Here is a 24869-nt window from a genome sequence, read left to right on the forward strand (position 1 = left end):
TGACATAATGGCGCCGCTCGTCCGTTGATGGGCGGCGTCAACCGTTCCGCAAGGCGGACCCGCCTTGCCCAGAGGCTGATGGAGGAAGCCATGGACCCCGAATTTCGCGGTGACGCAGATCACCACGACGGTACGTCAGACGCCACCCCCGGTGGTTATGCCGACCAAAGACGCCCCGGAGAATTGGTATTCGCAGGTCTGATGACCGCAGGCAGCGCCGCGCTGCTGTGGAATGCCTATGGCATCGCCGGTTTCGACGCGCTGTCTTCGCCGGGGGCAATCCCGATGGCGACCGCGGCTGTGATGCTGGTGACCTCGGTGATCACTCTGGTACGCACCATCGGCCTGCAGAAGGTCGCCGGTGAAACGCTTGCCAAAGACATCCTGCCGATGATCGTGCTGGTGATGTTCGTGCTGCTGGTCGGCTTTGGCATCGCGCTGAAACCCGTTGGTTTCCTGCCCACCGCTGCTGTTTTCCTGATCATCTCGATGAAGATCATGGCCCGTCGCAGCTGGCCCTACACATTTGCTGTAGCGCTCGGCAGCCTTGCTCTGATCTGGTTGGTGTTCCGGATCGTGTTCACGGTTCTGTTGCCCGCGGGCATCGTGCCCGAGTCCGAGTTCATCCAGTTCTTCCGTAGCCTTGTCCAAGCAGGAGCGAAATAATGGGGGCTTTCCATGATTTCTTTCAGGTCATTCTGAATCCCGAGCTGTTCCTGCTGGTCGGTCTGGGGACCTTTGCGGGCGTGTATATCGGCGCCATCCCCGGTCTGTCGGTCACGATGGCCGTCTCGATCCTGATTTCGTTTACCTTTTCTTGGGACGTTCTGCCCGCGATCTCTTTGATGATCGGCATCTATATGGGCGGCGTTTATGGCGGCTCGCGGACGGCGATCCTGCTGAACATTCCCGGCGCGCCCTCGGCGATTGCGACCGCGATGGATGGCTACCCCATGGCCCAACGCGGCGAGGCGGGCACCGCCATCGGCGTGACCACCGTGATGTCGTTCTTTGGCGGCTTTATCGGGATTGGCGTGCTGGCACTGGCCGCGCCGCTGGTGTCCGACTTTGCGCTGAAATTCCAGCCGCGCGACTACATGCTGCTGGCCGTTCTGGGCATTTTGCTGGTGGGCTCGCTCTCGTCCGGTTCGCTGGTCAAAGGCATCTTCTCGGGGGCTCTGGGCATCGGGATCGGCGCTGTGGGCATGGACCCGCTGACCTTTACCGAGCGTTTCACCTTTGACATCCCGCTGCTGACCCAAGGCATTTCGTTCATCGCCGTCATGATCGGTATGTTCGGTGTGTCCGAGGCACTGCTGCAGCTTCACAACATCGACCTGCCGGCCGTCCGCCAAAAGATCGACCGCATCGTCCCCTCGTTCAACACCATCAAGAAGCACCTCCCGCTGTCGCTGCAGACCTCGACCATCGGTGTGATCATCGGCGCTCTGCCCGGGACCGGTGGCGATATCGCGGCGCTGATGGCCTATGACCACGCAAAACGCGTCACCAAGAACCCCGAGCGCAAGTTCGGCGACGGCGCGATCGAAGGTCTGGTTGCCCCCGAAACCGCGAACAACGCGGCGGTTGGCGGTGCCTTTATCCCGATGATGACACTGGGTATCCCCGGTGACGCGGTGACCGCGATCATGATCGGTGCGCTCTATATCCACGGCCTGAACCCCGGCCCGATGCTGATGATCGATCAGCCGCACATGTTCTGGTTCATCGTTGGTACACTGGTGGCTGCGAACTTCTTCATGTTGCTGTTCGGCCTGACTGGTATCAAGCTGTTCACCAAGATCGTGGAAATCCCGCGCGCCTTCCTGATCCCGCTGATCATGATGCTGTCGATCGTGGGTGCCTATGCGGTGAACAACTCGATCAACGATGTCTACTGGATGCTTGGCTTCGGTGTGTTCGGCTACTTTATGCGCCACTATGGCTACCCCTTGGGGCCGGTCATTCTGGGTGTGATCCTAAGCCGCCTTCTGGACGACAACTGGCGCCGTGCCATCATTTCGGAACGCGAGGATCTGGGCCGCTTCTTTGGCGGGCTCTTCTCCAGCCCCCTCTCGACCGTGCTGTTCGTTGCCGTGGTGCTGATTTTCGTGTCGCAAACCCCGCTGTGGACCAAAGGCAAAGAGATGATCTTTGGCCGTAGCAACCGGAGTGCATCGTAATGCAAGACCTGCCCGCTTCTCTTCAGCTTGGCCTGATCGGTGATAACATTGCCGCCTCGCGCTCGCCTCTTCTGCACAAGATCGCAGGCGAGCAGAACGGGATGGACGTCAGCTATCTGCGTCTGGTCCCCCGCGAGATGGAACAGGACTTTGACGGCGTGTTCCAATACGCCAAAGACAACGGTTACCGCGGGATCAACGTCACCTATCCCTACAAGGAATACGTGACCAAGTTTCTGCAAGTGGACGATCCGCTGGTGCGTGGCATCGGCGCCGTCAACACCGTGATCTTTGGCGAGGGCACCCCCAAGGGCCACAACACCGATTACTCGGGCTTTATGTCGGCCTACCGGAACGTGCGGGGGGATCGTGCCGCTGGTGCGGTCCTGATGATCGGCACAGGCGGAGTGGGGCGGGCGATTGCCTTTGGTCTGGTTGGTCTGGGCTGCACTGAACTGCGTCTGGTGGACCGCGACGCGGCCAAAGCCGAAGCTCTGGCCGCCGACGTCCGCAAAACCGCGCCCGAAGTCAAAGTCATCTGCGGCTCGAACGCCGAAGCCTTGGCCGATGGCGCGCAGGGCATCGTGAACTGCACCCCCGTGGGCATGGTCGGCTATGACGGCACCCCGCTGGCGGAATGGGCGATGGCCGGTGCGGCTTGGGCGTTCGATGCGGTTTATACCCCGCCGAACACCCAGTTCCTGACCGACGCCAAGGCCAACGGCCTCGACATCATTTCGGGGTGGGAGCTGTTCTTCTTCCAAGGGGTGCACGCGTGGAAATTCTTCTGTGGTGCACCTCTGGACGAAGCGGCCCTCCGCGCGGAACTCATGACCGAAAGGACCTACTAATGAAGACCTCGATCGCCACCGTATCGGTCTCTGGCAACCTGCGCGAAAAGCTCGAAGCAATCGCCGCCGCAGGCTTCTCGGCGATCGAGATTTTCGAACAGGACTTTATCGCGGACGAGGGCACCCCGCGCGATGTGGGGCGCATTGTCCGCGACCACGGGCTGGAGATTGCGCTTTTCCAACCCTTCCGCGACTTCGAAGGCCTGCCCGGCGCTCTGCGCACCAAGGCCTTTGACCGCGCCGAACGCAAGTTTGACCTGATGCAGGAACTGGGTACCGATCTGGTGCTGTTCTGTTCGTCCGTGCATCCGCAGGCCTTGGGCGGCATCGACCGCGCGGCCGAGGATTTCGCCGAACTGGGTGAACGGGCCGCCAAGCGCGGTATCCGCGTCGGTTACGAGGCGCTGGCGTGGGGCACCCACGTGAACGACCACCGCGATGCATGGGAAATCGTGCGCCGTGCGGATCATCCGAACATCGGCCTGATCGTGGACAGCTTCCACACCTTGGGACGCAAGATCGACCCGAACACCATCCGCCGCATCCCCGGGGACAAGATCTTCTTTGTCCAGCTGGCCGATGCGCCGATGATCGAGATGGACCTGCTGTACTGGTCCCGCCACTTCCGCAACATGCCCGGCGAGGGCGATCTGGCCGTCACCGACTTTATGCGCGCCGTCGTGGCGACCGGTTACAACGGTCCTGTCAGTCTGGAAATCTTCAACGACCAGTTCCGTCAGGGCAACCCGCGCACCGTGGCCCGCGATGGCTATCGCTCGCTGATCAACCTGATGGACGACGTGCGCCGCAATGAGCCCGAAGTCGCGATGCCCCTGCCGAACCTGCCCCCCAAGGTCGAGGTCACCGGCACTTCGTTTATCGAGTTCGCCTCGCGCGGGGACGACGCCGAGAAGCTGCGCAAACAGCTCGAGGTTCTGGGCTTTGCCAAGACCGGTCAGCACGTCGACAAGAAGGTCGCGCTCTGGCAGCAGGGCGATATCCGCGTGATCATCAACGAGCAGCCCCACGATTTCGCGGGCTCGGCCTATAACATGCACGGCACATGTGTGTGTGATTTCGGTCTGGACGTTGGCTCGGCCGCCGACACCGTGACCCGCGCCAAGGCGCTGGGGGCGACCATGTTCTCGCAGCCTTTGTCGGAAGGGCAGATCGACATTCCGGTGATCCGCGGTCTGGGGGGCAGCCTGCTGCACTTCCTCGATCAGTCGGAAAAGCTGGCCCCCGTCTGGGAAACCGAATTCGCCCCCGTCGAGGCCGACACCACCGGCGTTGGCCTGCAGCGCGTGGACCATGTGGCGCAGACCATGACCTATGACGACATGTTGTCGTGGTCGCTGTTCTACACCTCGCTCTTTGACATGAAGCAGTCGCCGATGTTCGACGTGACCGACCCTGACGGTCTGGTCCGTTCTCGCGCGATGGAGGCCAAGTCCGGCAAGTTCCGCATCACTCTGAACGGCGCGGAAACCCACCGCACGCTGGCGGGCGCGTTCCTCGCCGACAGCTTTGGCGCGCCAGTCCAGCACATTGCGATGGCCACGGACGACATCTTTGCCACCGCGCGCAAACTGGCGGATCGTGGGTTCGCGTCGCTGCCGATCTCGGGGAACTACTACGACGACCTCGCGGCGCGCTTCGATCTGCCCGCCGAGCAACTGGCCCAGATGAAGGAGCTGAACATCCTCTATGATCGCGACGATCAAGGAGAGTTCTTCCAGATTTACAGCCAATCGATTCCCGGCGGCCTGTTTGTCGAGGTGCTGGAGCGCCGCGCCGGATACGCCGGATACGGGGCTCCGAACGCTCCGATGCGGATCGCGGCCCAGAAACGGCTGGCCCGCGCCAAGGATATGCCGCGCAACTAATCCCCTCTGACTGTCAGAACCTTGATGCAGGTGCCCCCGTGGTGCCTGCATTTTTCTTTGTAAACAGGGGGGTGCACACGAACGGGGATATCCGAACGCCACTATCGACGGTCGGGATTAACCCAATCGGATCACGGGGCGGCGCATAAGTCGGGACCCGATTGATCGGCTTGTCGCGTGCAGTAAACAAACTAGATGCGAAACCTTCATCCTGCGCCCCTCATAGCTCTTGGACTGATCGCCATTCTGTTTGCAGAACTGGCGAGCGTTGCCGTGGCTGCGGTGCCTGATGATGCGGATCTGGTCCTCGTGGTAGCCCCACCTTGGCATGGCGGCCCCGAGGCCGTTGTCGCCGCAGCTGGTGGTTCCGTCGTTGGCCCCTCCAACGCGCCGCTTGCTGTGGTTGCAACTGATGCGACACCGGCTGCCTTCAAAGACGCCGGCGCTTGGTTTTTGCTCGACCCGAATAAATTTCCCTTCCTATGCGCAACGGAAACATCCAAATGAGTACTGCAGAACTCTCTCCCACCAAGGCGAATGCGATTGCGATGACCCGTCTGATCGCGATGGGTATGGCGCCCCTTTCCCCAATCGCGGCGTTCATCGTAGGTGGCAATTTCATCGCAGAAATCGTTGTCGCCGGCGTGCTGATGGCTGTTGCGTTCCTGTCGAACCGCGTGGCGCTCAAGTCGCAAGCCGTCGTCCTTGGCGTGGTTCTGACGGGTTGTGCTGCGGCGCTTGTCTCTGCGTTTGCAGGCCACCCCTGGCAGATCGACGCGCACATGATCTTCTTTGCCGTTCTGGCAATTGTTGCGACCATGGGCAGCAAGCCCGCCCTTCTGGTCACTGTTGCGGTTACTGCAGTGCACCACCTTGCCTTCGGCCTGTTGGCGCCGTCGCTCGTCTTTCCTAGCGTAGATGTGCTGGATGCTCTGGGCCGCGTTGTCTTCCACGCTGTGATCGTGGTCTTTGAAGCTGCGGTCCTGTTCTGGTCGATGCACCAGTCTGACAAAGCCGAAGCCGCTATCCTGAACGGTCGCGAAGAACTCAGCCGTTCTGCCGCCGCAGCCGAAGAAGCGCAGGTCGCGGCAGAAACCGCCCGCGAGCAGGCACTGGAAGTCGCCGCCCGCACCCGCAAAGAAGGCCAGAAAGCCGCCGTTGCCGTCGAAGAGATTTCCGCCGCAGCCAGCTCGGCCGCCGAGAACGCCAGCAACGCGCAGAGCGTCGTGGCTCAGGCCCGCAATCATGCGGAACGCTCGGGCTCGGTCGTGCACCGCGCTATGGACGCCATGAACGCGATCAAGGTCTCGTCAGCCCAGATCGACACCATCGTGACCGTCATCGACGAGATCGCCCGTCAGACCGACCTGCTGGCCCTCAACGCCGCCGTTGAATCCGCCCGCGCAGGCGAGGCAGGCCGCGGCTTTGCAGTGGTTGCCCAAGAGGTCCGCAAACTGGCCCAACGCTCGGCCGATGCCAGCCAGCAAATCCGCAATCTGGTTACCACCTCGTCCGAGCAAGTGGCCGAGGGCGTGGACCTGGTCGGCGAAACCGGCGAGGCCCTGACCCAGATCCTGGAAGCGGTATCCGAGCTGACAGAACTGATGGGCGGGATCGCGGAAAACGCCAAGCAGCAGTCGCTTGGTCTTAACCAAGTCAGCGTCGCAATCTCTCAGATTGATAATATCTCTGAGGACGACGTTAAGCAGAATTTGGTCGAACGTAAGACCCTGTCTCTGGTCGACTGATTCACCCCTTACATTGCAAATTTCCAAGCGCCCGCCTCATGGTTGGGCGCTTTTCCTTTTCCGAATGGCAAAGCTATCCGGTGCGGTCTTGAAAGATTGTTGCACAGGTGCCGCAATCCTCACGAAGCCGTGAAAAGGCGCGTGAGGAATTTCCATTTTGCGCTAGGCCCTTAGGGGAATTCGTTACCTTGACCGGAATTTTTAAACTGCAGTCAAAATCAGCAATTTTGGAATATAATCGCACTTTATGGTTGCAAACGACAAAAGTGCCGCCATGCTCTGGCTAAGGGATCAGAGGATTTTCCTGTCATAAATTTGTAATAAATATTGGGATTTGTCGGGGGATAGTCCTGAAATTTCGGTAACTTGTGTCATTCTGAAATGCAATTCATGATTGTGTTTCGGCTGGCGGAGGTGTGTCCGAAGCTCGGGCGACCTTTCGGCGAAAGTGCTCAAAGGATAGTTGATGTTTAAGACCATTTCCTCCGGCTTTGCGTACTCGGTCGCGTTCGCGCTGATGACTTCGACCTCTGCGGTCGCGCAAGACAGCCTGACGTTCGCCACCAGTCAGCCCTACGGCCTGATTTCGGGCAGCGAACTGCCTGACGGCGGGGTTGGCACGCTGGTGTTCAAGCACATCATGGATAAGGCCGGTCTGAACGCTGCGGTGGAATTCGCCCCCAGCTGGACCGACGCCGAAGAGGGCGCGCGCAAGGCCGACTACGCGGGCACCTTCCCGTTCTACTATACCCTCGCGCGGTCGCTATCGTTCCGCTACTCGGACGCGGTTCTGGCCGTGGGCGAGCGTCTCTATGCCAACGATGTGCGCCTGTCCTCGCTGGATGATCTGGCGGGCAAAGATGTCTGCTACCCCGAGGGCTACGATCTGGCGACTTCGCTCCAGCTACGTGTGGATGCGGGCGACTTCAGCCGCGTTTTCGCGCCCGACATGAACGCCTGCTTCCAGAAGCTGGCGAACAAGGAAGTCTTTGCTGTTCTGGCCGATCAGAGCGAAGCGGGCTTTGTCCTGAACTTTGCCGATTATGACGTGGCCGCCGTCCGCGAAAGCAACTTCGATCTGGCGCGCCGAACCCTGCACCTGATGATCCCGTTTGATTACCCGAACGCGGCGGACATCATCACCAAGTTCAACACCGCCCTGACCGAAGCCCGCGACAGCGGCGAGCTGGAACAGATGCTCAAGGACCGCATCGACGTGGACCTGATCCCGCTCAGCGCGACCGACTTCCGTGTGAAGGCAGGCGTTGATGCGGTGCTGAAGCTGCACGACGGTTCGCGCCAGAAGGGCCGCGTTCTGGAAAGCGCCCCCGGCCGTTACGACGTGGACACCCAGTACGGCCCGATCACCTATCCCCGCAGCATCATCGCCGACATCTGCCCCGCCGAAGGATGCCCCGGTGACGCAGCGCCCGCCGTTGCAGCCGCGCCCGCCGCGAATGTGGCCGAGCAGGTTGCCGAGGCCGTCGCAGAGACCGTGGTCGAAACCCCCGCTGAGCCCGAGGTTGTGGCCAGCGTCGCACCGACAGCACTGCGCTTGCAGGGCTCGAACACCGTGGGCGCTCAGTTGGCCCCCGCGCTGCTCGAGGCTTGGGTTGCCAAAGAGGGCGCCGAAATGGGCGCTTGGGCTTTGGGTGAAGAAAACGAACGCTCGGTCGAGGTCGAGGGCGAATTGCCCGGCGGCGTCAAGGAGATCACTCTGGCGGCCCATGGCAGTTCGACCGGCTTCCGCGCGATGATCGAAGGCAACGCCGACATCGCCATGGCCTCACGCCGGATCAAGGACGAAGAGCGTAACGACCTGCTGACCGCTGGCTACGAAGATCCGCTTGCCGATGGCGAGAAGGGCGAAGTGGTCGTTGGTCTGGACGGTGTGGCCGTGATCGTGCACCCCGACAACCAGATCCGCGAACTGACCATCGAGCAGCTGCGCGCCATCTTTGCGGGCCAGATCACCAACTGGTCGCAACTGGGTGGTGAGGACCTGCCCATCGTGGTCCACAGCCGTGACGACAAGTCGGGCACCTACGACACCTTTGAATCGCTGGTGATGAACAAGCTGCCCATCGTCGGCTCGGCCAAGCTGTTTGAATCGAACGCCAACCTGTCGGACGCGGTCCGCGCCGAGAAGGGCGCGATCGGCTTCACCGGTCTGTCCTATGTCCGCAACGCCCGCGCCCTGCCGCTGAAAGTGTGTGACGCGGTTCACAGCCCGACCGGTTTCTCGGTGAAGACCGAAGAATACCCCCTGTCCCGCCGCCTGTACATGTACACCAACACCAAGGTTGATCCGGTTGATGTGAAGTCCTTTACCGACTACGTGGTTACCGAAGGTCAGAAACAGGTCGAAGAGTCCGGCTTCGTGAACCTCGAGGTTGGCACCCGCAAGGGCTGGGAAGCAGTCGATGCGCTGGCAAACATCCAGTTCATGGCACACCAGAACGGGCCGGTTGTCCGCGACTACGTGCTGACCGTGCGCGATATGGAACGTCTCAGCACCACCTTCCACTTCATCACCGGCAAGTCCGATCTGGATGCGCGCTCGATCGATGACATGGGCCGTCTGGCCGAGTGGATGGCGCAGCCGGAAAATGCGGGCCGCAAGCTGGTGTTCGTGGGCTTTGCCGACAACCGCGGCGGTTACGAGATCAACCTGCAGATTTCGCAGCAGCGCGCTCAGGCGGTTGCGGACAACTTCCTGGCGCAAAGCACCGTGAAGCCCGAGATCAAGGTCATGGCTGTGGGCGAAGATGCGCCCGTCGCCTGTAATGACGAGACTGGATACGATCAGAACCGCCGCGTCGAAGTGTGGGTCTCCCGCTAAGGGGCCGAAAGGGGGATTTTTATGCGTACTTTTGTTAACTCGTTCGGAATTGCGGCCCTCTGCGTGTTTGCGCAGCAGGGTTTGGCAGAGACGGGCGCACAGGCTGCAACCCTGAGCGAAATGCGTCAGGCCGTGCAGATTGATGTGCAGTCCGAACTGCCCGTACCCGCAGCCGTCCCCACCATCACCCAAACCGAAGGAGGGGCCGGTCTGGCCCTTCCCAAGGGGTATGACGGCCAGAAACTGGATGCCGACGCTTTGGCGCAGGCTCCGGCGGTCGCTCCCGCCCCCGAGGCCGAGGTAACCCCTGCGGCTGTGATGCCCTCTTGTGACGATCCCCGCACCGCTGGGGTTGAAGAAGCCGATGGCCAGCACCAACTGGTCATCTCGCCGATCTGTGCCGATCAGGTGCGTCTGACCCTGACCACCCGCGAGGGTGCGATGGTCAAGCCCGAGTTCACTGTGGTGGACCGCACCCTGCGCGCGGCGATGCCCTGTGGTCAGACCTTTAGCGGGCTGAAGATGATGGTCGGGTTCCAGCCTGTGTCGATGGCGCTGACCCCAAAATCCTATCCCTGCACCGAGGCACCGATTCAGGCCGCACAACCCGTACCGGCTGCGCCTGTGGCCAGCTCGGGCTGCGGTAACAGCTTTGACGCGGCTGTGGTGGACGGCATCCTGACCGCCACCTTCGCGGGCTGCACCGCAGGCGAACCTGTGGCGCTGGAATACCAGAAGGCCAAGTTCCACACGACCGCCGCTCAGGACGGCTCCGCCGCCCTGCAAGTGCCGCTGCTGGAGGCGACCTCCTTGGTCAAAACCGCCGACGGCACTGATCACGAAGTGAACTGGCCCGAGGCCGCGCGCACCATCCGCGTCGTGCTGGCGTGGGACGAGCCGATTGACCTCGACCTCTATGTGCTGGAGCCGGGTGTGTCCTACAACGCGTTCGAAACCGCACCCCACAAGGATCGTACCGACGCCGCCTTCGGCGAGCATGGCCGCATGGTGGTGACCTCTGCCGCGGACGATGCCACCCGGTTCGAGGTGTACGACAGCCTACAATCCAGCGGCCCCCAAGGGATGGGCACCGTGGTCCTTAGCGATGTGTCGCGCGGCATGTCCCCCGCCGGTGAATTCTGCGGCGATGGTGCGCTGGCTGGCCCCGATTTCCGTGTGATGCTCGGCGGTGCGGAAAGGCCCCAGAAGGTCCGCTTTGCCTTTGAAAAGGCGGCCTGTGGCAGCACCTTGGACAGCGGCCAATATTACCGCCGCGTGGATGACATCCACCCGTTCTGGTAAAGAAACAGGGGCGGCCCATCAGGTGCCGCCCCTTTTCGTTTCTGGACTGCTTCTGGGTTAACCAGCCGCAGTCCGGTAGGTGATCTCCGCCGCCTCATCGGCCGAGAAATCCTCTGCCAAGGCGCGCATCTTGTCGTTGAAAGGGGACTTCACGCAGACCGGATCGGTCGCGCTGGCATCCCCTGCCACCGCCAAAGCCTGACACCGGCAGCCGCCGAAATCGATCTTCTTGCGATCGCAGCTTTGGCAAGGTTCGGGCAGGAAATCGGTGCCTCGATAGGTGTTGAACGCATCGCTCTGGTACCAGATGTCGGCCAGCGGTTTGTCCCGCACATTCTCGAACTTCAGGTGCTTGATCGTCTGGGCCGCGTGGCAGGGCAGAACCTGCCCGTCCGGCGCGATGTTCAGACCGGTGGTGCCCCAGCCGCCCATGCACCGCTTGGGATAGTCGCTGTGGTAATCGGCGGGGACAAAGTCGATGACCAGCGTGCCCTTCAGATCCTCGCGCGCCCGCGCCACGATCCGCTCTGCCTCTTTGGCTTGCTCGCGGGTGGGCATCAGGACGTTGCGGTTCAGCATGGCCCAACCGTAGAACTGAACGATGGCGACCTCGATCCGGCGGGCCCCCATTTCCACGGCCATTTCCAACGCACGAGGCAGCTGGTGTAGGTTCTGACGGTGCAGCACAGCGTTCAGGGTCAGGGGGAAGCCGATGTCCTTGATCCAGCCCGCCACCTGCATTTTGCGCTCGTAGCCGCCACGATATCCGCCGATGCGGTCGGCCATTTCGGCGTCAGTCCCCTGAAGCGACAGCTGGATGTGATCCAGCCCTGCCGCGTCCAACTCGTGCATCCGTTTCTCGGTCAGACCGATGCCCGAGGTGATCAGGTTGGTGTACAGCCCCGCATCCCGCGCGCCCTTGACCAGTTCTGTCAGGTCGCGCCGTGTCGCGGGTTCACCGCCCGACAGGTGCAGTTGCAGGACACCCAGATCAGCGGCCTGTTTGAACGTCGATATCCACTCCTCGGTCGTCAATTCGCCCGAACGAGCCGCCAATTCGACAGGGTTCGAGCAATATGGACAGGACAGGGGGCAGCGGTGGGTCAGCTCGGCCAGCATGGCCAGAGGGGCGGGAACCTTCATGCGCGCACCTCCAGAAAGCGGCGCTCGGCCAGTTGGCCGAGGAACTGTTGCACGTCGCCTGCGATCTGGTCGGCAGGGGCGTCGTATTTCGCGGCCAGCCGGTCCACGATCTGCGCGAACCCGCTAGAGCCGTCCAGTTCGGTGATAATCGCGTGGCCAATCATATCAAGGCTGATCGTCCGCTCGGGTGCGAGCAACACCCAGCGGTCACGCACGTGATCGCGGTGCAGGCGCACACCGCGCGGCAAGTAGGGGACAGCGTCGGGCGCGATCATGCGCTGGCTCGCAGGTCCAATTCATAGGTGCCGGGCTGCCAGCCACCAGGCGGGATGCGGGCCGGCGCGACATAGGCCGAATAGAGCGCATCCAATTGCGACCACAGCACATCGGTCTTGAATTCCAGCGCGGCGGCGGCGGCGTCCTGCTTTTCCTTCGTGTCGGCGTTGTCGAGCACGTATTTCAGGCCGAACGCCACGTCCTTGGGTGCCTCATCAAGGCGGCGCTTGAAATAAGACATGCTGCGATCATTGGCGAAATCGTAGTTCGCCAGCAGGCCCTTGATCCGGTCGGCATGGATTTTCGGGGCAAAGAGTTCCGTCAAAGACGCCGCTACAGCCTCGAGCAACGGCTTCTCGCGGACGAACCGGACATAGGCATCGACGGCGAATTTGGTGGCAGGCAGAACGCCCTTTTTGCTGGCCACATAGTCGCGGTCCAGACCCACGGCATCGGCCAGACGCAGCCAGCGTTCGATGCCGCCTTCGTTTTCGCCATGACCGTCGTGATCCTCGATCCGGCTGCGCCATTCGCGGCGCAGGGCGGGGTCCTCGACGCGGGACATAAAGGCGGCGTCCTTCATCGGAATGCTGGCCTGATAATAAAAGCGGTTGATCACCCACGCGCGCACCTGCGCAGGGGTGCATTCCCCGCCGTGCAGCATGTGATGAAAGGGGTGCTTGTCGTGATAGCGGTCGGCACCGATCTGGCGCAGGCGGGTTTCGAATTCCTCGCGGCTGGCGGTCATAAGGTGATCTCCATCCCGTCCTGCCCGATGGTCCAGCCGTTTGCTTCGGCTTCGGCGCGTTCGGCGCTGTCAGGGCGCAGGACTGGGTTGCTGTTGTTCATGTGGACATAGACTTTGCGAGAGACATCCAGATCGGCGAAGGCGGCCATCGACCCATCAGGCCCTGACATCGAGATATGGCCCATGCGCTGCCCTGTCTTCTGCGACAGGCCCATGTCGATCATCTCGTTATCCTGCCAGAGGGTGCCGTCGAACATCACCATATCCGCGCCGCGCAGACGATCCGCCAGATCGCCTTTCACCAGTGCGCAGCCGGGGATGTAGTACGCATCCTTGCCGCCCGCCTGCAGGTGAACGCCGACGGTTTGCTCGCCCTCAAGGTCGGTCTGGACGACCTCGCCCTCCATATAAAGCGGCACCTTGCCCGGAACGGCGAACAGGGTCGCGGTCAGGTCAGGGGCCAGTTCAAAGGGGGTGTTCAGGGCGATTTCCTTGCGGATCACGATGTTCGCGCGCAGGGCGTCGAAGATGGGGTTCTGAGCCAGAACGCTGTGGATTTCGGCCGTGGCGAACAGATTGAACGGTTGCTGTTCGCGCAGGATCAGCAGGCCCGCCACGTGGTCGATATCGCCGTTGGTCACCATCACCGACCGCAAGGGCAATTCCCGTAGGGCCGTAGGGTGCAGTTCCGGCGTGCGCGCCATCTGGTCACGAATGTCAGGAGAGGCGTTCAGGATCGCCCAATCCGAGCCATTGCCGCTGAACGCGACCGAGCTCTGTGTCTGGGAGGGGATTTGCCCCGCCCGTGCGAGATTGCAATTCTCGCACCCGCAGTTCCATTGGGGGAGACCGCCACCGGCTGCCGCCCCCAGGATTCGCGCGCGAAGTGTCATACGCCTTCCTCGCGCTACGGGTTCTTAGAACAGAACGCCGTGGTCATCACCCGAGTCGGGGCCGTACATGTTGATTTCCATGCCGCACTCGATCTCTTTCAGAACGGGTTTTGCCCATGCCATGATTTTCTCCTCCCTAAGATTGAATCGCTGGTCCAACCACTATGGTCGAGGCCGCGCCCCAGAGTCAGTAAGACCAAGGTCGGTGCAGACATTGGTCTGGCTGGCGCCCGCCGGAATAGTTCCGATTGACAATCATCGGTAATGCCGCAAATGTCCCCACACGTCAGGGGAGTCCCGCCTAGGGGACTGAGAGGCTGACAGCGGGGCACTGTTCCCGCGGTGAAGCGACCCTTTGAACCTGACCCAGTTGATGCTGGCGTAGGAAGACCGAAGGGTATCCCGGTTTCGCGATTTTGCGGGCGGTCCTTTCGGGCCGCTGATGGCCCATTTGTGCACGGGGACTCCGTGTCGGGCCGACGGTTGGCCCCTTTCTGCATCCCGTTTCACTTGGGTCTTTTCGAGATTGTCTTGAGGAGACCATAGATGAAAGACAACGCGACCCCGCAGATCACCACCGGCGCCATGCCGGCGTCTTGCAAGGTGTACGAGCCCGGCCAGATCCACGACATCCGCGTCCCTCTGCGTCAGATCCACGTGGGCGGAGGAGAGGCCCCCGTTTCGGTTTACGACAGTTCGGGCGTCTACACCGATCCGATGGCCGAGACTGACATCGCGCAGGGCTTGGCCGCGCAGCGTGGCGCTTGGCTGAAGGCCCGCGGTGATGTTGAGGAGTACACAGGCCGCCCCGTGACTGCCGCCGACAATGGCTATGCCGAGGGCAACCGCCTCGTCCCCGCCTTCCCGCACCAGCGCGACCCGCTGCGCGCCGTGGATGGCAAGGCCGTGACCCAGATGGCCTATGCCCGCGCTGGCATCATTACCCCCGAAATGGAATACGTCGCGATCCGTGAAAACATTGGCCGCACCCAAGCGTGGGAGCAGGCCCGCGATGGTCAGGACTTTGGCGCGTCGATCCCCGATCTGGTGACCCCCGAATTTGTGCGTCAGGAAATCGCCGCAGGCCGCGCGATCATCCCCGCGAACATCAACCACCCCGAGCTGGAGCCCATGATCATCGGGCGCAACTTCCTCGTGAAGATCAACGCCAATATCGGGAACTCGGCCGTGACCTCCAGCATGGAGGAAGAGGTCGACAAGATGGTTTGGGCCATCCGTTGGGGCGCGGACACCGTGATGGACCTGTCCACGGGCCGCAACATCCACAACATCCGCGACTGGATCATCCGCAACGCCCCCGTGCCGATCGGGACCGTGCCCCTGTATCAGGCGCTGGAAAAGGTCAACGGCATCGCCGAGGACCTGACGTGGGAGGTATTCCGGGACACCCTGATCGAACAGGCCGAGCAGGGCGTGGACTACTTCACCATCCACGCGGGCGTCCGTCTGCACATGATCCCCATGACCGCCAAACGCGTGACCGGCATCGTCAGCCGTGGCGGCTCGATCATGGCCAAGTGGTGCCTGCACCATCACCGCGAAAGCTTCCTCTACGAGCATTTCGACGAGATTTGCGACATCATGCGGGCCTATGACGTGTCCTTCAGCCTTGGGGATGGTTTGCGCCCCGGTTCGATCGCGGACGCGAACGATCAGGCGCAGTTTGCGGAGCTGGAGACCTTGGGCGAGCTGACCAAAATCGCATGGGCCAAAGACTGCCAAGTCATGATCGAAGGGCCCGGCCACGTCGCCATGCACAAGATCAAGGCCAACATGGACAAGCAGCTGGAGCATTGCCACGAGGCGCCGTTCTATACCCTCGGGCCGCTGACCACGGATATCGCGCCGGGTTACGACCACATCACCAGCGCCATCGGGGCGGCAATGATCGGTTGGTTCGGGACCGCGATGCTGTGCTACGTGACGCCCAAAGAGCACTTGGGATTGCCCGACCGCGACGACGTGAAAACCGGCGTGATCACCTACAAGCTCGCGGCCCACGCGGCGGACTTGGCCAAAGGGCATCCGGGCGCGCAACTGCGCGACGACGCCCTCAGCCGCGCGCGATTCGAGTTCCGGTGGGAGGACCAGTTCAACCTGTCGCTCGACCCCGACACCGCCCGCGAATTCCACGACGAGACCATGCCCAAAGAGGCGCACAAGGTGGCGCATTTCTGCTCGATGTGCGGGCCCAAGTTCTGCTCTATGCGGATCAGCCACGACATCCGAGCCGAGGCGCAGAAGGCCGAAGGCATGGAGGCCATGGCCGCCAAATTCCGCGAAGGCGGCGAGCTCTATGTTCCCGCCAAAGAGGATGCCGAGTGATGTACTCTGTCCTTGGGGCAGGGGTGGCGGGGCTGTGCGTTGCCACAGCCCTTTCCGAACGCGGTTTGCCCGTGGAACTGGTTGCGGGGCCGGACATTCCGGCCTCTCACTGGGCTGGCGGAATGCTGGCCCCCATGTGCGAAGGCGAAAGCGCCCCGCCCGAAGTCGTCCACATGGGCAAACACGCCGCCGACTGGTGGAGCGCCCGTTTTGACGGCGTGCATTGGCGCGGCACTTTGGTGGTGGCGTCCCCGCGCGATCAGGCCGAACTGCTACGGTTCGCCCGTGCCACGCGGGGGCACCACACTGTCGATCCGGCGCAATACGAGGCCGACCTGAAGGGCCGGTTCAGCCGCGCGCTCTACTTCCCCGAAGAGGCGCACATGGACCCCCGCGCCGCGATGGCCTGCCTGCGTCAGCGGCTGGCGGATCGAGGGGTGGCCACGGTGAAAACCCCCAAGGGGCAGATCATTGATTGCCGAGGCCTTGCTGCCCGTGATCAGCTGCCCGACCTGCGGGCTGTGCGCGGTGAAATGCTGGTGGTTCACGCCGCCGACGTGCACCTGACCCGCACCGTCCGCCTGCTGCACCCGCGCTTTCCCTGCTATGTCGTTCCCCGTGGGCACGGCATCTACATGATCGGCGCGACCATGGTGGAAAGCGACGACGACGGCCCCATCACCGCCCGCGCGCTGATGGAAATGCTGTCCGCCGTCTACACGATCCACCCCGCCTTTGCCGAGGCACAACTGCTGGAAACAGGCACCGGCCTGCGCCCCAGCTTTCCCGACAACATTCCCTGCATCCGCGAAGCCGGTGGCCGCATCCACGTGAACGGGATGTACCGTCACGGGTATCTGGCCGCGCCCTATCTGGCCGAAGAGCTCGCGGATCGTTTGACCAAGGGGCTGATGAATGCAAGTTGAACTGAACGGCGAACCTATCGCCACCGACGCGGCGACCTTGGCCGATTTGATCGCGGCCCAAGGGTTCGATGCGGCCAGCGTGGCAACCGCGTTGAACGGGGATTTCGTGCCTCGCGGTCTGCGCGCCACCACCCCGATCCCCGAGGGGGCCAAGATCGAAGTCCTCTCTCCGATGCAGGGGGGCTAGGCGATGTTCTATGGCGTCCCCCTGACCAGCCGCTTGATGCTGGGAACCGCCCAATACCCGTCCCCCGCCGTGCTTGCCGATGCCATTGCCGCCAGCGGGACCGAGGTGATCACCGTCAGCCTCCGCCGAGAGGGCGTGGGCGGCACAGCCTTTCGTGATCTGATCCGCGCTAGCGGCTGCCGCATTCTGCCTAACACTGCCGGTTGCCACACGGTCAAAGAGGCCATCACCACCGCCCACATGGCCCGCGAGGTTTTTGACACCAAATGGATCAAGCTCGAGGTGATCGGCCACGCGGACACCCTGCAACCGGACCCCTTTGCGCTGGTTGAGGCCGCGCGCATTCTTTGCGCGGACGGGTTCGAGGTGTTCCCTTACACGACCGAAGACCTGATCGTCGGGGAGAAACTGTTAGAAGCCGGATGCGCGGTGCTGATGCCTTGGGGCGCGCCCATCGGCTCTGGCCAAGGGCTGCGCAACATCGAAGGTCTGCGCACCATGCGCGCCCATTTTGACGGTGTGCCCTTGGTGGTGGATGCGGGGATCGGCGCCCCCAGTCAAGCGATGCAGGCGATGGAAATGGGTTTTGACGCGGTGCTTCTGAACACCGCCGTGGCCAAGGCCGTGGACCCCATCGGTATGGCCCGCGCCTTTGGTCAGGCGGTGCAGGCGGGGCACTTGGCGATGCGCGCCGGACTGATGCCGCCGCGCGATATGGCGTCGGCCTCGACCCCGATCTTTGGCATGGCGGAGTTGGTTTGATGGAGCGTTTCTACCTGATCACCGGCACCGCTGACCTGCTGGAGCGGCTGGTTCCGCTGGGTGTCAAACTGGTGCAACTGCGGGCCAAAGACCTGCCCCCCGAAACCCTGCGCGCCGAGGCGATCCGCGCCCGTGATTGCTGCGCCGTCCATGGAGCGACGCTGGTTCTGAACGACTACTGGGAACTGGCGCTGGAACTGGGGATCGACTTTGTCCACCTCGGTCAAGAGGACATGGACACTGCCAATTTCAACGCCCTGCGCCGTGCGGGCGTTCGGTTCGGCCTGTCCACCCATGACGACACGGAACTGGATCGGGCGCTGTCCCATGATCCGGCCTATGTGGCGTTGGGGCCGGTCTATCCGACCCTGCTGAAGAAGATGAAATGGGGCCCCCAAGGGCTGGACCGTGTGACCGCTTGGAAGGCCCGCGCAGGAAAAACACCCTTGGTCGCGATCGGTGGCCTGACGCCAGAGCGTCTGCCGGGGGTGTTCGCCGCAGGGGCCGACAGCGCCGCCGTTGTGACCGACATCCAGCAGGCCGCCGACCCCGAAGCCCGCACCCGCGAATGGCTGGCCGCAACGGTGCACCCATGAGCCGCTATGCCCGCCAGATGATCTTGCCCGAAGTCGGAGCCGACGGGCAGGCGCGATTGACGCAGGCCCATGTGCTGGTGGTGGGCTGTGGCGGGCTCGGGTCTGCGGTCATTCCAGCCTTGGCTGGCGCGGGGGTGGGGCGGCTGACCCTGATGGACCATGACCTGATCGACCTCAGCAACCTGCACCGCCAGACCATCTACCGGACCCAAGACGTTGGCCTGCCTAAAGTCGATTGCGCGGCCCGTTATGCCCGCGCCCTGAATCCCGACGTTCAGGTGGATGCGGTGCGGTTGCGGCTGGATGCGCGGACGGCTCCGGCTGCGGTCCAAGGGATTGATCTGGTGATCGACGCCGCCGACAGCTTTGCGGTCAGCTATATCCTGTCGGACCTGTGTCTGGAGATGGGGCTGCCGCTGATCAGCGCGTCGGTTCTGGGGTGGGGCGGCTATGTGGGCGGCTTTTGCGGCGGGGCCCCTTCGCTGCGGGCGGTGTTCCCTGACTTGCCCGACAACGGGGCGACCTGTGCCACGGCGGGCGTGATGGGGCCGGTCGTGGGAATGATCGGCGCGATGCAGGCGCAAATGGCGCTGGCGGTTTTGCTGGGACATCGGCCCAGTCCTTTGGGGCAGATGATGCAGGTGGATATGGCCAGCTATCGGGTTTCGACTTTCGGCTTCGATACTGCGCCCGAGCCTGAGGACGCACTGCTATTTATCCATCCGGACCAACTGTCGGCCGAAGACCGCGTCCTTGATCTGCGCTCCGAAACCGAGGCCCCTGCGATGCCCTGCGATTGGGCGCAGCGCATCGCGCCAGAGGGCCTGAGTGCGGTGAACATCAACGGCCAGCGCATCGTTCTGACCTGCCGCTCTGGCCTGCGGGCGTGGCAGGCGGCTCGGGTATTGCGGGAACGGGGGGCGCATAGCCTCGCGATTCTGGCGATGGGGGACTGAACTATGGCGCGCGTTCTGCTGATCGGAGGGCTGGATTCCAGTTGCGGTGCCGGATTGGTGCGGGATGCGGCGACTGTGCTGGCCGAAGGGCACCTGCCCATCGTCTGCGCGACCGCCGTGACGGCTCAGGGCGGGCAGGGCGTGACTGCCATCCATCCCGTCCCTGCAGAGGTGATCGCGGCTCAGATTACCGAGGCTGATGCCGTGAAAATCGGGATGCTCTGCGATGAAACTACCGTGCGCGCGGTGGCAGAGGCTCTGTCCAATTTCCATATGCCGATCGTGCTGGACCCTGTGATCGCCGCGTCCTCTGGCGGGCGGCTTCTGTCGGACGATGGCATCAGGGCGATGTTGGATCTGCTTTTGCCCAAGGTCACGCTGATCACGCCAAACCTGCCCGAACTGCACATTCTGGCGGGGTTCTGTGGCACAACGACTGGAGGCACCTCTGATCTGGCTCGCACCCTTCTGCAGCGCGGGGCGGCCAACGTCCTTGTCAAAGGTGGCCACGATACCGGCCCCGAGGCGACTGACATCCTCTATGGATCCGCTACCCCGATCCACCTGACCGGCCCCCGTCACAGCGGCAACCCGCGCGGGACCGGATGTACAATGGCCAGTGCGATTGCCTGCGCTTTGGCCGAAGGCGCGGCGCTGCCCGATGCGTGCGCGCGGGGCAAGCAGGCCGTCAGTCGCCTGTTTGCCGCAGCGGACTGACCGACCTAGTTCCCCTAATAAAACGACCCTTTCGGTTGCCGTTGTCTACGGACTGCGGCGGCTATTTTGTGGACACTGCATTTGTGAAGGTTCGATTGTGCATCAGGGCAGGGGGAATTCCTGTCTTGATCCGTTGCAACTCACGAGGTTATGACCGAACTAAACCGATTAGTTCAGTTCAATCTGCCTATGCCGGACGGGGCCCCTTTAACCTCCCTTGATGGCGTCAAACTACAGAGGATCCCCATGCGCAGACTTTCCGCCCTGTTTGCCGTGCTGGCGTTGGCCGTGCCTGTGGCCACTCCGCTGGCTGCCCAAGAAACCGCAAAACCCGTCAAGTTGATGACCGTCACCGCCAAACCGCAAAAGGTCGAGCGGCAGTTCTTTGGTCAGGTGACGGCGCTGCAAACCGTCGATCTGGCGTTTCAGGTAGGGGGCCAAATTCAGGTGCTGACCGCGCCCGAAGGCCAGCCCATCGCCAAGGACAGCGTGATCGCGCAGCTTGATCTGGACGCCTTTGATCGCGCCAAGGCGCAGGCCGAGGTCAATCTGGACAAAGCGAACCGCGACCTTGCCCGACTGGAATCCCTGAGCGGGGCGGCGGTCAGCGAAGTGTCGATCCGCGATGCGCGCACTCAGGTCCAACTGGCAGAAATCGCGCTGAAGGATGCGCAGGACAATCTGGATCACGCCACCCTCCGGTCGCCCTTTGACGCGCTGGTGGCGCGGCGCGAGGTTGCGAACTTTACCACCGTTTCGGCGGGCACCCCTGTGGTGCGCCTGCATGACGTGTCCGAAATGCGGGTCGAGATCGAAGTCCCCGAGGTGCTGTTCCGTCAGGCGGGCCAATCCGGTGACGTGACCTTTGAGGCGCAGTTCCCCGGCGCGACCGAGCGCCTGCCCCTGACCCCCCGCGAATTCGAGGCCGAGACCAGCGCCGTTGGTCAGACCTATACCCTGACGCTGGCGTTCACCGGTGATCTGGGGGCGGGCATCTATCCGGGGGCGTCGGTGACGGTCTATGCGGGCACCGAACTGCCCGCCGCCGAGGCTGTGTTCCTGCCCGAGACCGCGCTGGCCTTTGATCCCGCGGGCAAGCCGCAGGTTATGGTGTTCGATCAGGCGGGCACCGTCCACGCCACCCCCATCCAGATCGAGATCACAACCGATGGCCGCGTCCGTCTGGTGGGCGGCATCGATGAAGGGGCCGAGATCGTGTCCACCGGTGCATCCCAGTTGCAAGACGGCCAGTCCGTGCGCCGCTTTACCCGCGTCGGAGAGTGACCCATGTCTATCGCACGCGCGTCCATTGATAAGGCGCTGATCACGTGGCTTCTGATGATTGGCTGCCTTCTTGGCGGGATCTGGGGCTTTGCCACGATCGGTCGCCTTGAGGATCCCGCATTCACCATCAAACAGGCGGTGGTGATCACCCAATACCCCGGAGCCTCGGCCGATCAGGTCGCCCGCGAAGTGACCGAGCCGCTGGAATCCGCCATCCAGAAGATGTCCGAGGTCGAGACGATCACTTCGTCCAACAAGCCGGGCGTCAGCCGGATCGACGTCGAGATCGAGAGCACCTTTGACGGCAACGAACTGCCCCAGATCTGGGACAAGCTGCGCAAACGTGTCAGCGATGCGCGGGGAAGCCTGCCGTCGGGGGCGGGGACGCCCTATGTGAACGACAGCTTTGGCGATGTGTTCGGGGTGTTCTTTGCGATCACCACGCCGGGTTTCACCGATGCGGAAACCCATGAAATCGCGGAGTTTCTGCGGCGCGAACTGCTGACCGTAGATGGTGTGGCCGACGTTGACCTGCAAGGCCTGCCCGAAGAGGCGGTCTATGTGACCCCCGACATGGCGATTGCCCGCAACCTTGGCGTGGCGCCCGCGGCGCTGGCCAGTGCGATTGCGAACTCGAACGCGGTGGCCAGTGCGGGCAGCGTGACCCACAACGGTCAGGACATCCGGATCGAGGCGCCTCAGGGCTCTAGCACCGTGGACGAGATCGCCCGCCTGACCATCGGTGTCAGCGGCGAGATTATCGACATGGTCGACCTTGCCCGCGTCAGCCGCGAACGTGTCAGCGACCCCGATATGATCATCCGCTTCAACGGCCATGAAGCGTTCACCATGGGCGTGTCGGGCAAGTCCGGCCAGAACATCGTGGACATCGGTCACCGCATCGACGCCCGTCTGGCGCAGCTGGAACATGACCTGCCCGCCGGTGTGGAAATCCACAACGTCTATCAGCAGCACGTGGTCGTCGAGGAGGCCTCGAACGCGTTTCTTGTGAACCTTGCGATGTCGGTGGCGATCGTGGTGATCGTTCTGGCGCTGTTCATGGGCTGGCGCGCGGCTGTGGTGGTGGGGGCGACCCTCTTGCTGACCGTGGTGGGCACCGTGTTCTTCATGGCGATGTTCGGCATCGAGATGGAGCGGATTTCCCTTGGGGCGCTGATCATCGCGATGGGGATGCTGGTGGATAACGCCATTGTGGTGGCCGAGGGGATGCAAGGCGACATGGCCCAAGGCAAATCCGCCCGTGACGCCGCCGAGGATGTCGCCAGCAAGACCCAGACCCCCCTGCTGGGGGCGACGGTGATCGGGATCATGGCCTTTGCGGGCATTGGTCTGTCACCGGATGCGACGGGGGAATTCCTGTTCTCGCTGTTTGCGGTGATCGGGATTTCGCTGCTGCTGTCTTGGGTGCTGGCGATCACTGCCACGCCGCTTTTGGGGCACTACTTCTTCAAGGTGGGCGGTGGCTCGGCTGACGGGAACTACAACGGGCCGGTGTTCCGCGCCTATCGCCGGACGCTGGATCTGGCGCTGACCCTGCGCTGGCCCGTGGTGGCTGCGCTGGGGGTGGTGACGGTGATGTGCTATATCGGCTTCGGTCAGGTGAAGCAGCAGTTCTTCCCCGACAGCAACACGCCCCTGTTCTACGTCCACTACAAGCTGCCCCAAGGCTCCAGCATCCACAGCACCGCTGCGGACATGCAGGTTCTGGAGGGCTGGCTGAAGGACCGCGAAGATGTCGTGTCGGTCGCTACTTTCGTGGGCGGCGGGGCGAGCCGGTTTATGCTGACCTATGGCCCCGAGGAGGCGCTGCCCACCTACGGCCACCTGATCATCCGCACCCATAATCTGGAGGAAATCCCCCAGCTGCGCACCGATCTGGAGGCCTTTGGCCGCAGTCAGTTGGTGGCCGGTGAATTTCGGACCGAACGTCTGGCCTTTGGCCCCGGTGGCGGCTCTCCGATCGAGGCGCGGTTCTCGGGCTCTGATCCGGTGATCCTGCGGGAACTGGCGGCCAAGGCCTCGGTGCTGATGACTGGCGCGTCGGACCAACTGCAAGACCTGCGCACCGACTGGCGCGAACGGGAACTGGTGCTGAAACCCATCTACGCCGAGGACCGCGCCCAAGCGGTCGGTGTCTCGCGAGAGGATCTGGCCTCGGCTTTCCTGACCGCGACCGATGGCGGGCAGGCGGGCACCTACCGCGAGGATGATCGCCAAATCCCGATCATCGTGCGCAACGGCCTGACCGGCGACAACGGCGGCGAGGATCTGGTGGATCAGCTAGTCTATTCCAGCGCGGCGGGGGCGTATATCCCCGTGATCCAGCTGATCGACGGGTTCGAGTACGAGGCCCAGAACACCCTGATCCAGCGCCGCAACCGCGTGCCCACGATCACGGTCGAGGCAGGCGTTGTGGACGGTGCGAACGCCGCTGCCGTGTTCACCACCATCCGCCCCGTGATCGAGGCGATGGAACTGCCCGAAGGCTACGCGCTGGAGTGGGGCGGCGAATACGAGAACTCGACCAAAGCGCAGAGCAGTCTGGGTAAACAGTTGCCCCTGTCCCTGCTGATCATGATCGTGATCTCGATTCTGCTGTTCGGCCGTCTGCGTCAGTCCTTGATCATCTGGCTACTAGTGCCGATGGCGGTGAACGGGGTTGCGCTGGGTCTGCTTGGCACGGGCTTGCCGTTCAGCTTTACCGCGCTGCTGGGTCTGCTCAGTTTGTCGGGGATGCTGATCAAGAACGGTATCGTTCTGGTCGAGGAAATCGATCTGGTCCGTGCCGAAGGCGTGCCGTTCCGTAAGGCAATCCTTGATGCGTCCACGTCCCGTCTGCGCCCCGTGGTGCTGGCGGCGGCGACGACCATTCTGGGGATGATCCCGCTGCTCTCGGATGCGTTCTTTGCCTCGATGGCGGTGACGATCATGGGCGGTCTTGGCTTTGCTTCGGTCCTTACTTTGGTGGCCGCGCCGGTGCTGTACTACATGTTCTTCTACCGCGAACGCCGCGCCGAAGTGGCCTGACCGGTTGCCGAATATGACGACCCAAGGGGGTGCGGGAAACCGCGCCCCCTCTGCCATTTATGGGTGTGTCTTTTCCGCAGTGCCGTAGGACAAACTTACGAAAATGTATTCAAGGACTGGAAATCGTAAGTCTCATATTGCTATAGATTGAGTGTGCCTGGGGGGGCACAACAAC

22 protein-coding genes and 1 riboswitch are annotated in these 24869 nt (G+C 62.7%); of the genes, 17 read left to right on the plus strand and 5 right to left on the minus strand.

Features of this window, described 5'->3' with window-relative positions; genetic code table 11:
- Positions 1-90 precede the first annotated feature (90 nt).
- The 8 genes from HJ536_RS11900 to HJ536_RS11935 all read left to right on the plus strand — a co-directional run bounded on the left by HJ536_RS11900 (position 91) and on the right by HJ536_RS11935 (position 10812).
- Positions 91-666 (plus strand): tripartite tricarboxylate transporter TctB family protein, encoded by a 576-nt coding sequence (locus HJ536_RS11900; protein WP_176854857.1) that lies wholly within the window; start codon positions 91-93, stop codon positions 664-666.
- Positions 666-2183 carry a tripartite tricarboxylate transporter permease gene (locus HJ536_RS11905; protein ID WP_177157880.1) on the plus strand — a complete coding sequence of 506 codons (1518 nt, stop codon included), beginning with the start codon at positions 666-668 and terminating at the stop codon, positions 2181-2183. The genes HJ536_RS11900 and HJ536_RS11905 overlap by 1 nt, the downstream gene beginning before the upstream one ends.
- Positions 2183-3034 carry a shikimate dehydrogenase family protein gene (locus HJ536_RS11910; protein WP_177157881.1) on the plus strand — a complete coding sequence of 284 codons (852 nt, stop codon included), beginning with the start codon at positions 2183-2185 and terminating at the stop codon, positions 3032-3034. Before HJ536_RS11905 ends, HJ536_RS11910 begins: the two co-directional genes overlap by 1 nt.
- The gene (locus HJ536_RS11915; protein WP_177157882.1) at positions 3034-4920 is read left to right on the plus strand and encodes a bifunctional sugar phosphate isomerase/epimerase/4-hydroxyphenylpyruvate dioxygenase family protein; all 1887 of its coding nucleotides are present in this window, start codon (positions 3034-3036) and stop codon (positions 4918-4920) included. The genes HJ536_RS11910 and HJ536_RS11915 overlap by 1 nt, the downstream gene beginning before the upstream one ends.
- Before the next feature lie 195 nt (positions 4921-5115).
- Positions 5116-5427, plus strand: a complete 312-nt coding sequence (locus tag HJ536_RS11920; protein WP_177157883.1) for a hypothetical protein — start codon at positions 5116-5118, stop codon at positions 5425-5427.
- Complete coding sequence (locus tag HJ536_RS11925) at positions 5424-6668, plus strand: methyl-accepting chemotaxis protein (protein WP_177157884.1); 1245 nt, start codon at positions 5424-5426, stop codon at positions 6666-6668. Before HJ536_RS11920 ends, HJ536_RS11925 begins: the two co-directional genes overlap by 4 nt.
- Positions 6669-7134: 466 nt before the next feature.
- Positions 7135-9510, plus strand: coding sequence for a substrate-binding domain-containing protein (locus HJ536_RS11930; RefSeq protein ID WP_177157885.1), 2376 nt, complete (start codon positions 7135-7137; stop codon positions 9508-9510).
- Between the two features lie 21 nt (positions 9511-9531).
- A complete protein-coding gene (locus HJ536_RS11935; RefSeq protein ID WP_177157886.1) occupies positions 9532-10812 on the plus strand; it encodes a hypothetical protein in 1281 nt (426 codons plus the stop codon).
- Between the two features lie 57 nt (positions 10813-10869).
- Here the strand turns inward: HJ536_RS11935 and pqqE are convergent, their stop codons facing one another.
- The 5 genes from pqqE to pqqA are packed head-to-tail and all read right to left on the minus strand — an operon-like array spanning position 10870 to position 13995.
- Positions 10870-11955 carry a pyrroloquinoline quinone biosynthesis protein PqqE gene (gene pqqE, locus HJ536_RS11940; RefSeq protein ID WP_177157887.1) on the minus strand — a complete coding sequence of 362 codons (1086 nt, stop codon included), beginning with the start codon at positions 11953-11955 and terminating at the stop codon, positions 10870-10872.
- Positions 11952-12230 carry a pyrroloquinoline quinone biosynthesis peptide chaperone PqqD gene (pqqD, locus tag HJ536_RS11945; protein ID WP_177157888.1) on the minus strand — a complete coding sequence of 93 codons (279 nt, stop codon included), beginning with the start codon at positions 12228-12230 and terminating at the stop codon, positions 11952-11954. Before pqqD ends, pqqE begins: the two co-directional genes overlap by 4 nt.
- Positions 12227-12979, minus strand: coding sequence for a pyrroloquinoline-quinone synthase PqqC (gene pqqC, locus HJ536_RS11950; RefSeq protein WP_177157889.1), 753 nt, complete (start codon positions 12977-12979; stop codon positions 12227-12229). Before pqqC ends, pqqD begins: the two co-directional genes overlap by 4 nt.
- Positions 12976-13872, minus strand: coding sequence for a pyrroloquinoline quinone biosynthesis protein PqqB (gene pqqB, locus HJ536_RS11955; RefSeq protein WP_177157890.1), 897 nt, complete (start codon positions 13870-13872; stop codon positions 12976-12978). The genes pqqC and pqqB overlap by 4 nt, the downstream gene beginning before the upstream one ends.
- A gap of 24 nt (positions 13873-13896) precedes the next feature.
- Complete coding sequence (gene pqqA, locus HJ536_RS11960) at positions 13897-13995, minus strand: pyrroloquinoline quinone precursor peptide PqqA (RefSeq protein ID WP_176854878.1); 99 nt, start codon at positions 13993-13995, stop codon at positions 13897-13899.
- 155 nt (positions 13996-14150) lie between these two features.
- A riboswitch (TPP riboswitch) is annotated at positions 14151-14277 on the plus strand.
- A 141-nt stretch (positions 14278-14418) separates the two neighbouring features.
- Between pqqA and thiC the strand changes: the two genes are divergently transcribed.
- The 9 genes from thiC to HJ536_RS12005 all read left to right on the plus strand — a co-directional run bounded on the left by thiC (position 14419) and on the right by HJ536_RS12005 (position 24694).
- Positions 14419-16218, plus strand: coding sequence for a phosphomethylpyrimidine synthase ThiC (gene thiC / locus HJ536_RS11965; RefSeq protein WP_177157891.1), 1800 nt, complete (start codon positions 14419-14421; stop codon positions 16216-16218).
- On the plus strand, positions 16218-17144 hold the full coding sequence (locus HJ536_RS11970; protein ID WP_177157892.1) for an FAD-dependent oxidoreductase: 927 nt from the start codon (positions 16218-16220) through the stop codon (positions 17142-17144). The genes thiC and HJ536_RS11970 overlap by 1 nt, the downstream gene beginning before the upstream one ends.
- A complete protein-coding gene (gene thiS, locus HJ536_RS11975; protein WP_177157893.1) occupies positions 17134-17331 on the plus strand; it encodes a sulfur carrier protein ThiS in 198 nt (65 codons plus the stop codon). Before HJ536_RS11970 ends, thiS begins: the two co-directional genes overlap by 11 nt.
- A 3-nt stretch (positions 17332-17334) precedes the next feature.
- Entirely contained in the window at positions 17335-18093 is a 759-nt protein-coding gene (locus HJ536_RS11980; RefSeq protein ID WP_177157894.1) for a thiazole synthase, read from the plus strand.
- Positions 18093-18689, plus strand: a complete 597-nt coding sequence (locus tag HJ536_RS11985; protein ID WP_177157895.1) for a thiamine phosphate synthase — start codon at positions 18093-18095, stop codon at positions 18687-18689. Before HJ536_RS11980 ends, HJ536_RS11985 begins: the two co-directional genes overlap by 1 nt.
- Positions 18662-19645 (plus strand): HesA/MoeB/ThiF family protein, encoded by a 984-nt coding sequence (locus HJ536_RS11990; RefSeq protein ID WP_228028710.1) that lies wholly within the window; start codon positions 18662-18664, stop codon positions 19643-19645. The genes HJ536_RS11985 and HJ536_RS11990 overlap by 28 nt, the downstream gene beginning before the upstream one ends.
- A gap of 3 nt (positions 19646-19648) precedes the next feature.
- On the plus strand, positions 19649-20362 hold the full coding sequence (thiD, locus tag HJ536_RS11995) for a bifunctional hydroxymethylpyrimidine kinase/phosphomethylpyrimidine kinase (RefSeq protein ID WP_177157896.1): 714 nt from the start codon (positions 19649-19651) through the stop codon (positions 20360-20362).
- A 246-nt stretch (positions 20363-20608) separates the two neighbouring features.
- Positions 20609-21646, plus strand: a complete 1038-nt coding sequence (locus HJ536_RS12000; RefSeq protein WP_177157897.1) for an efflux RND transporter periplasmic adaptor subunit — start codon at positions 20609-20611, stop codon at positions 21644-21646.
- A gap of 3 nt (positions 21647-21649) precedes the next feature.
- A complete protein-coding gene (locus HJ536_RS12005; RefSeq protein WP_177157898.1) occupies positions 21650-24694 on the plus strand; it encodes an efflux RND transporter permease subunit in 3045 nt (1014 codons plus the stop codon).
- Positions 24695-24869 lie beyond the last annotated feature (175 nt).

Origin of the sequence: Donghicola mangrovi, assembly GCF_013377535.1 — a bacterium.
GTDB classification, from domain to species: domain Bacteria; phylum Pseudomonadota; class Alphaproteobacteria; order Rhodobacterales; family Rhodobacteraceae; genus Donghicola; species Donghicola mangrovi.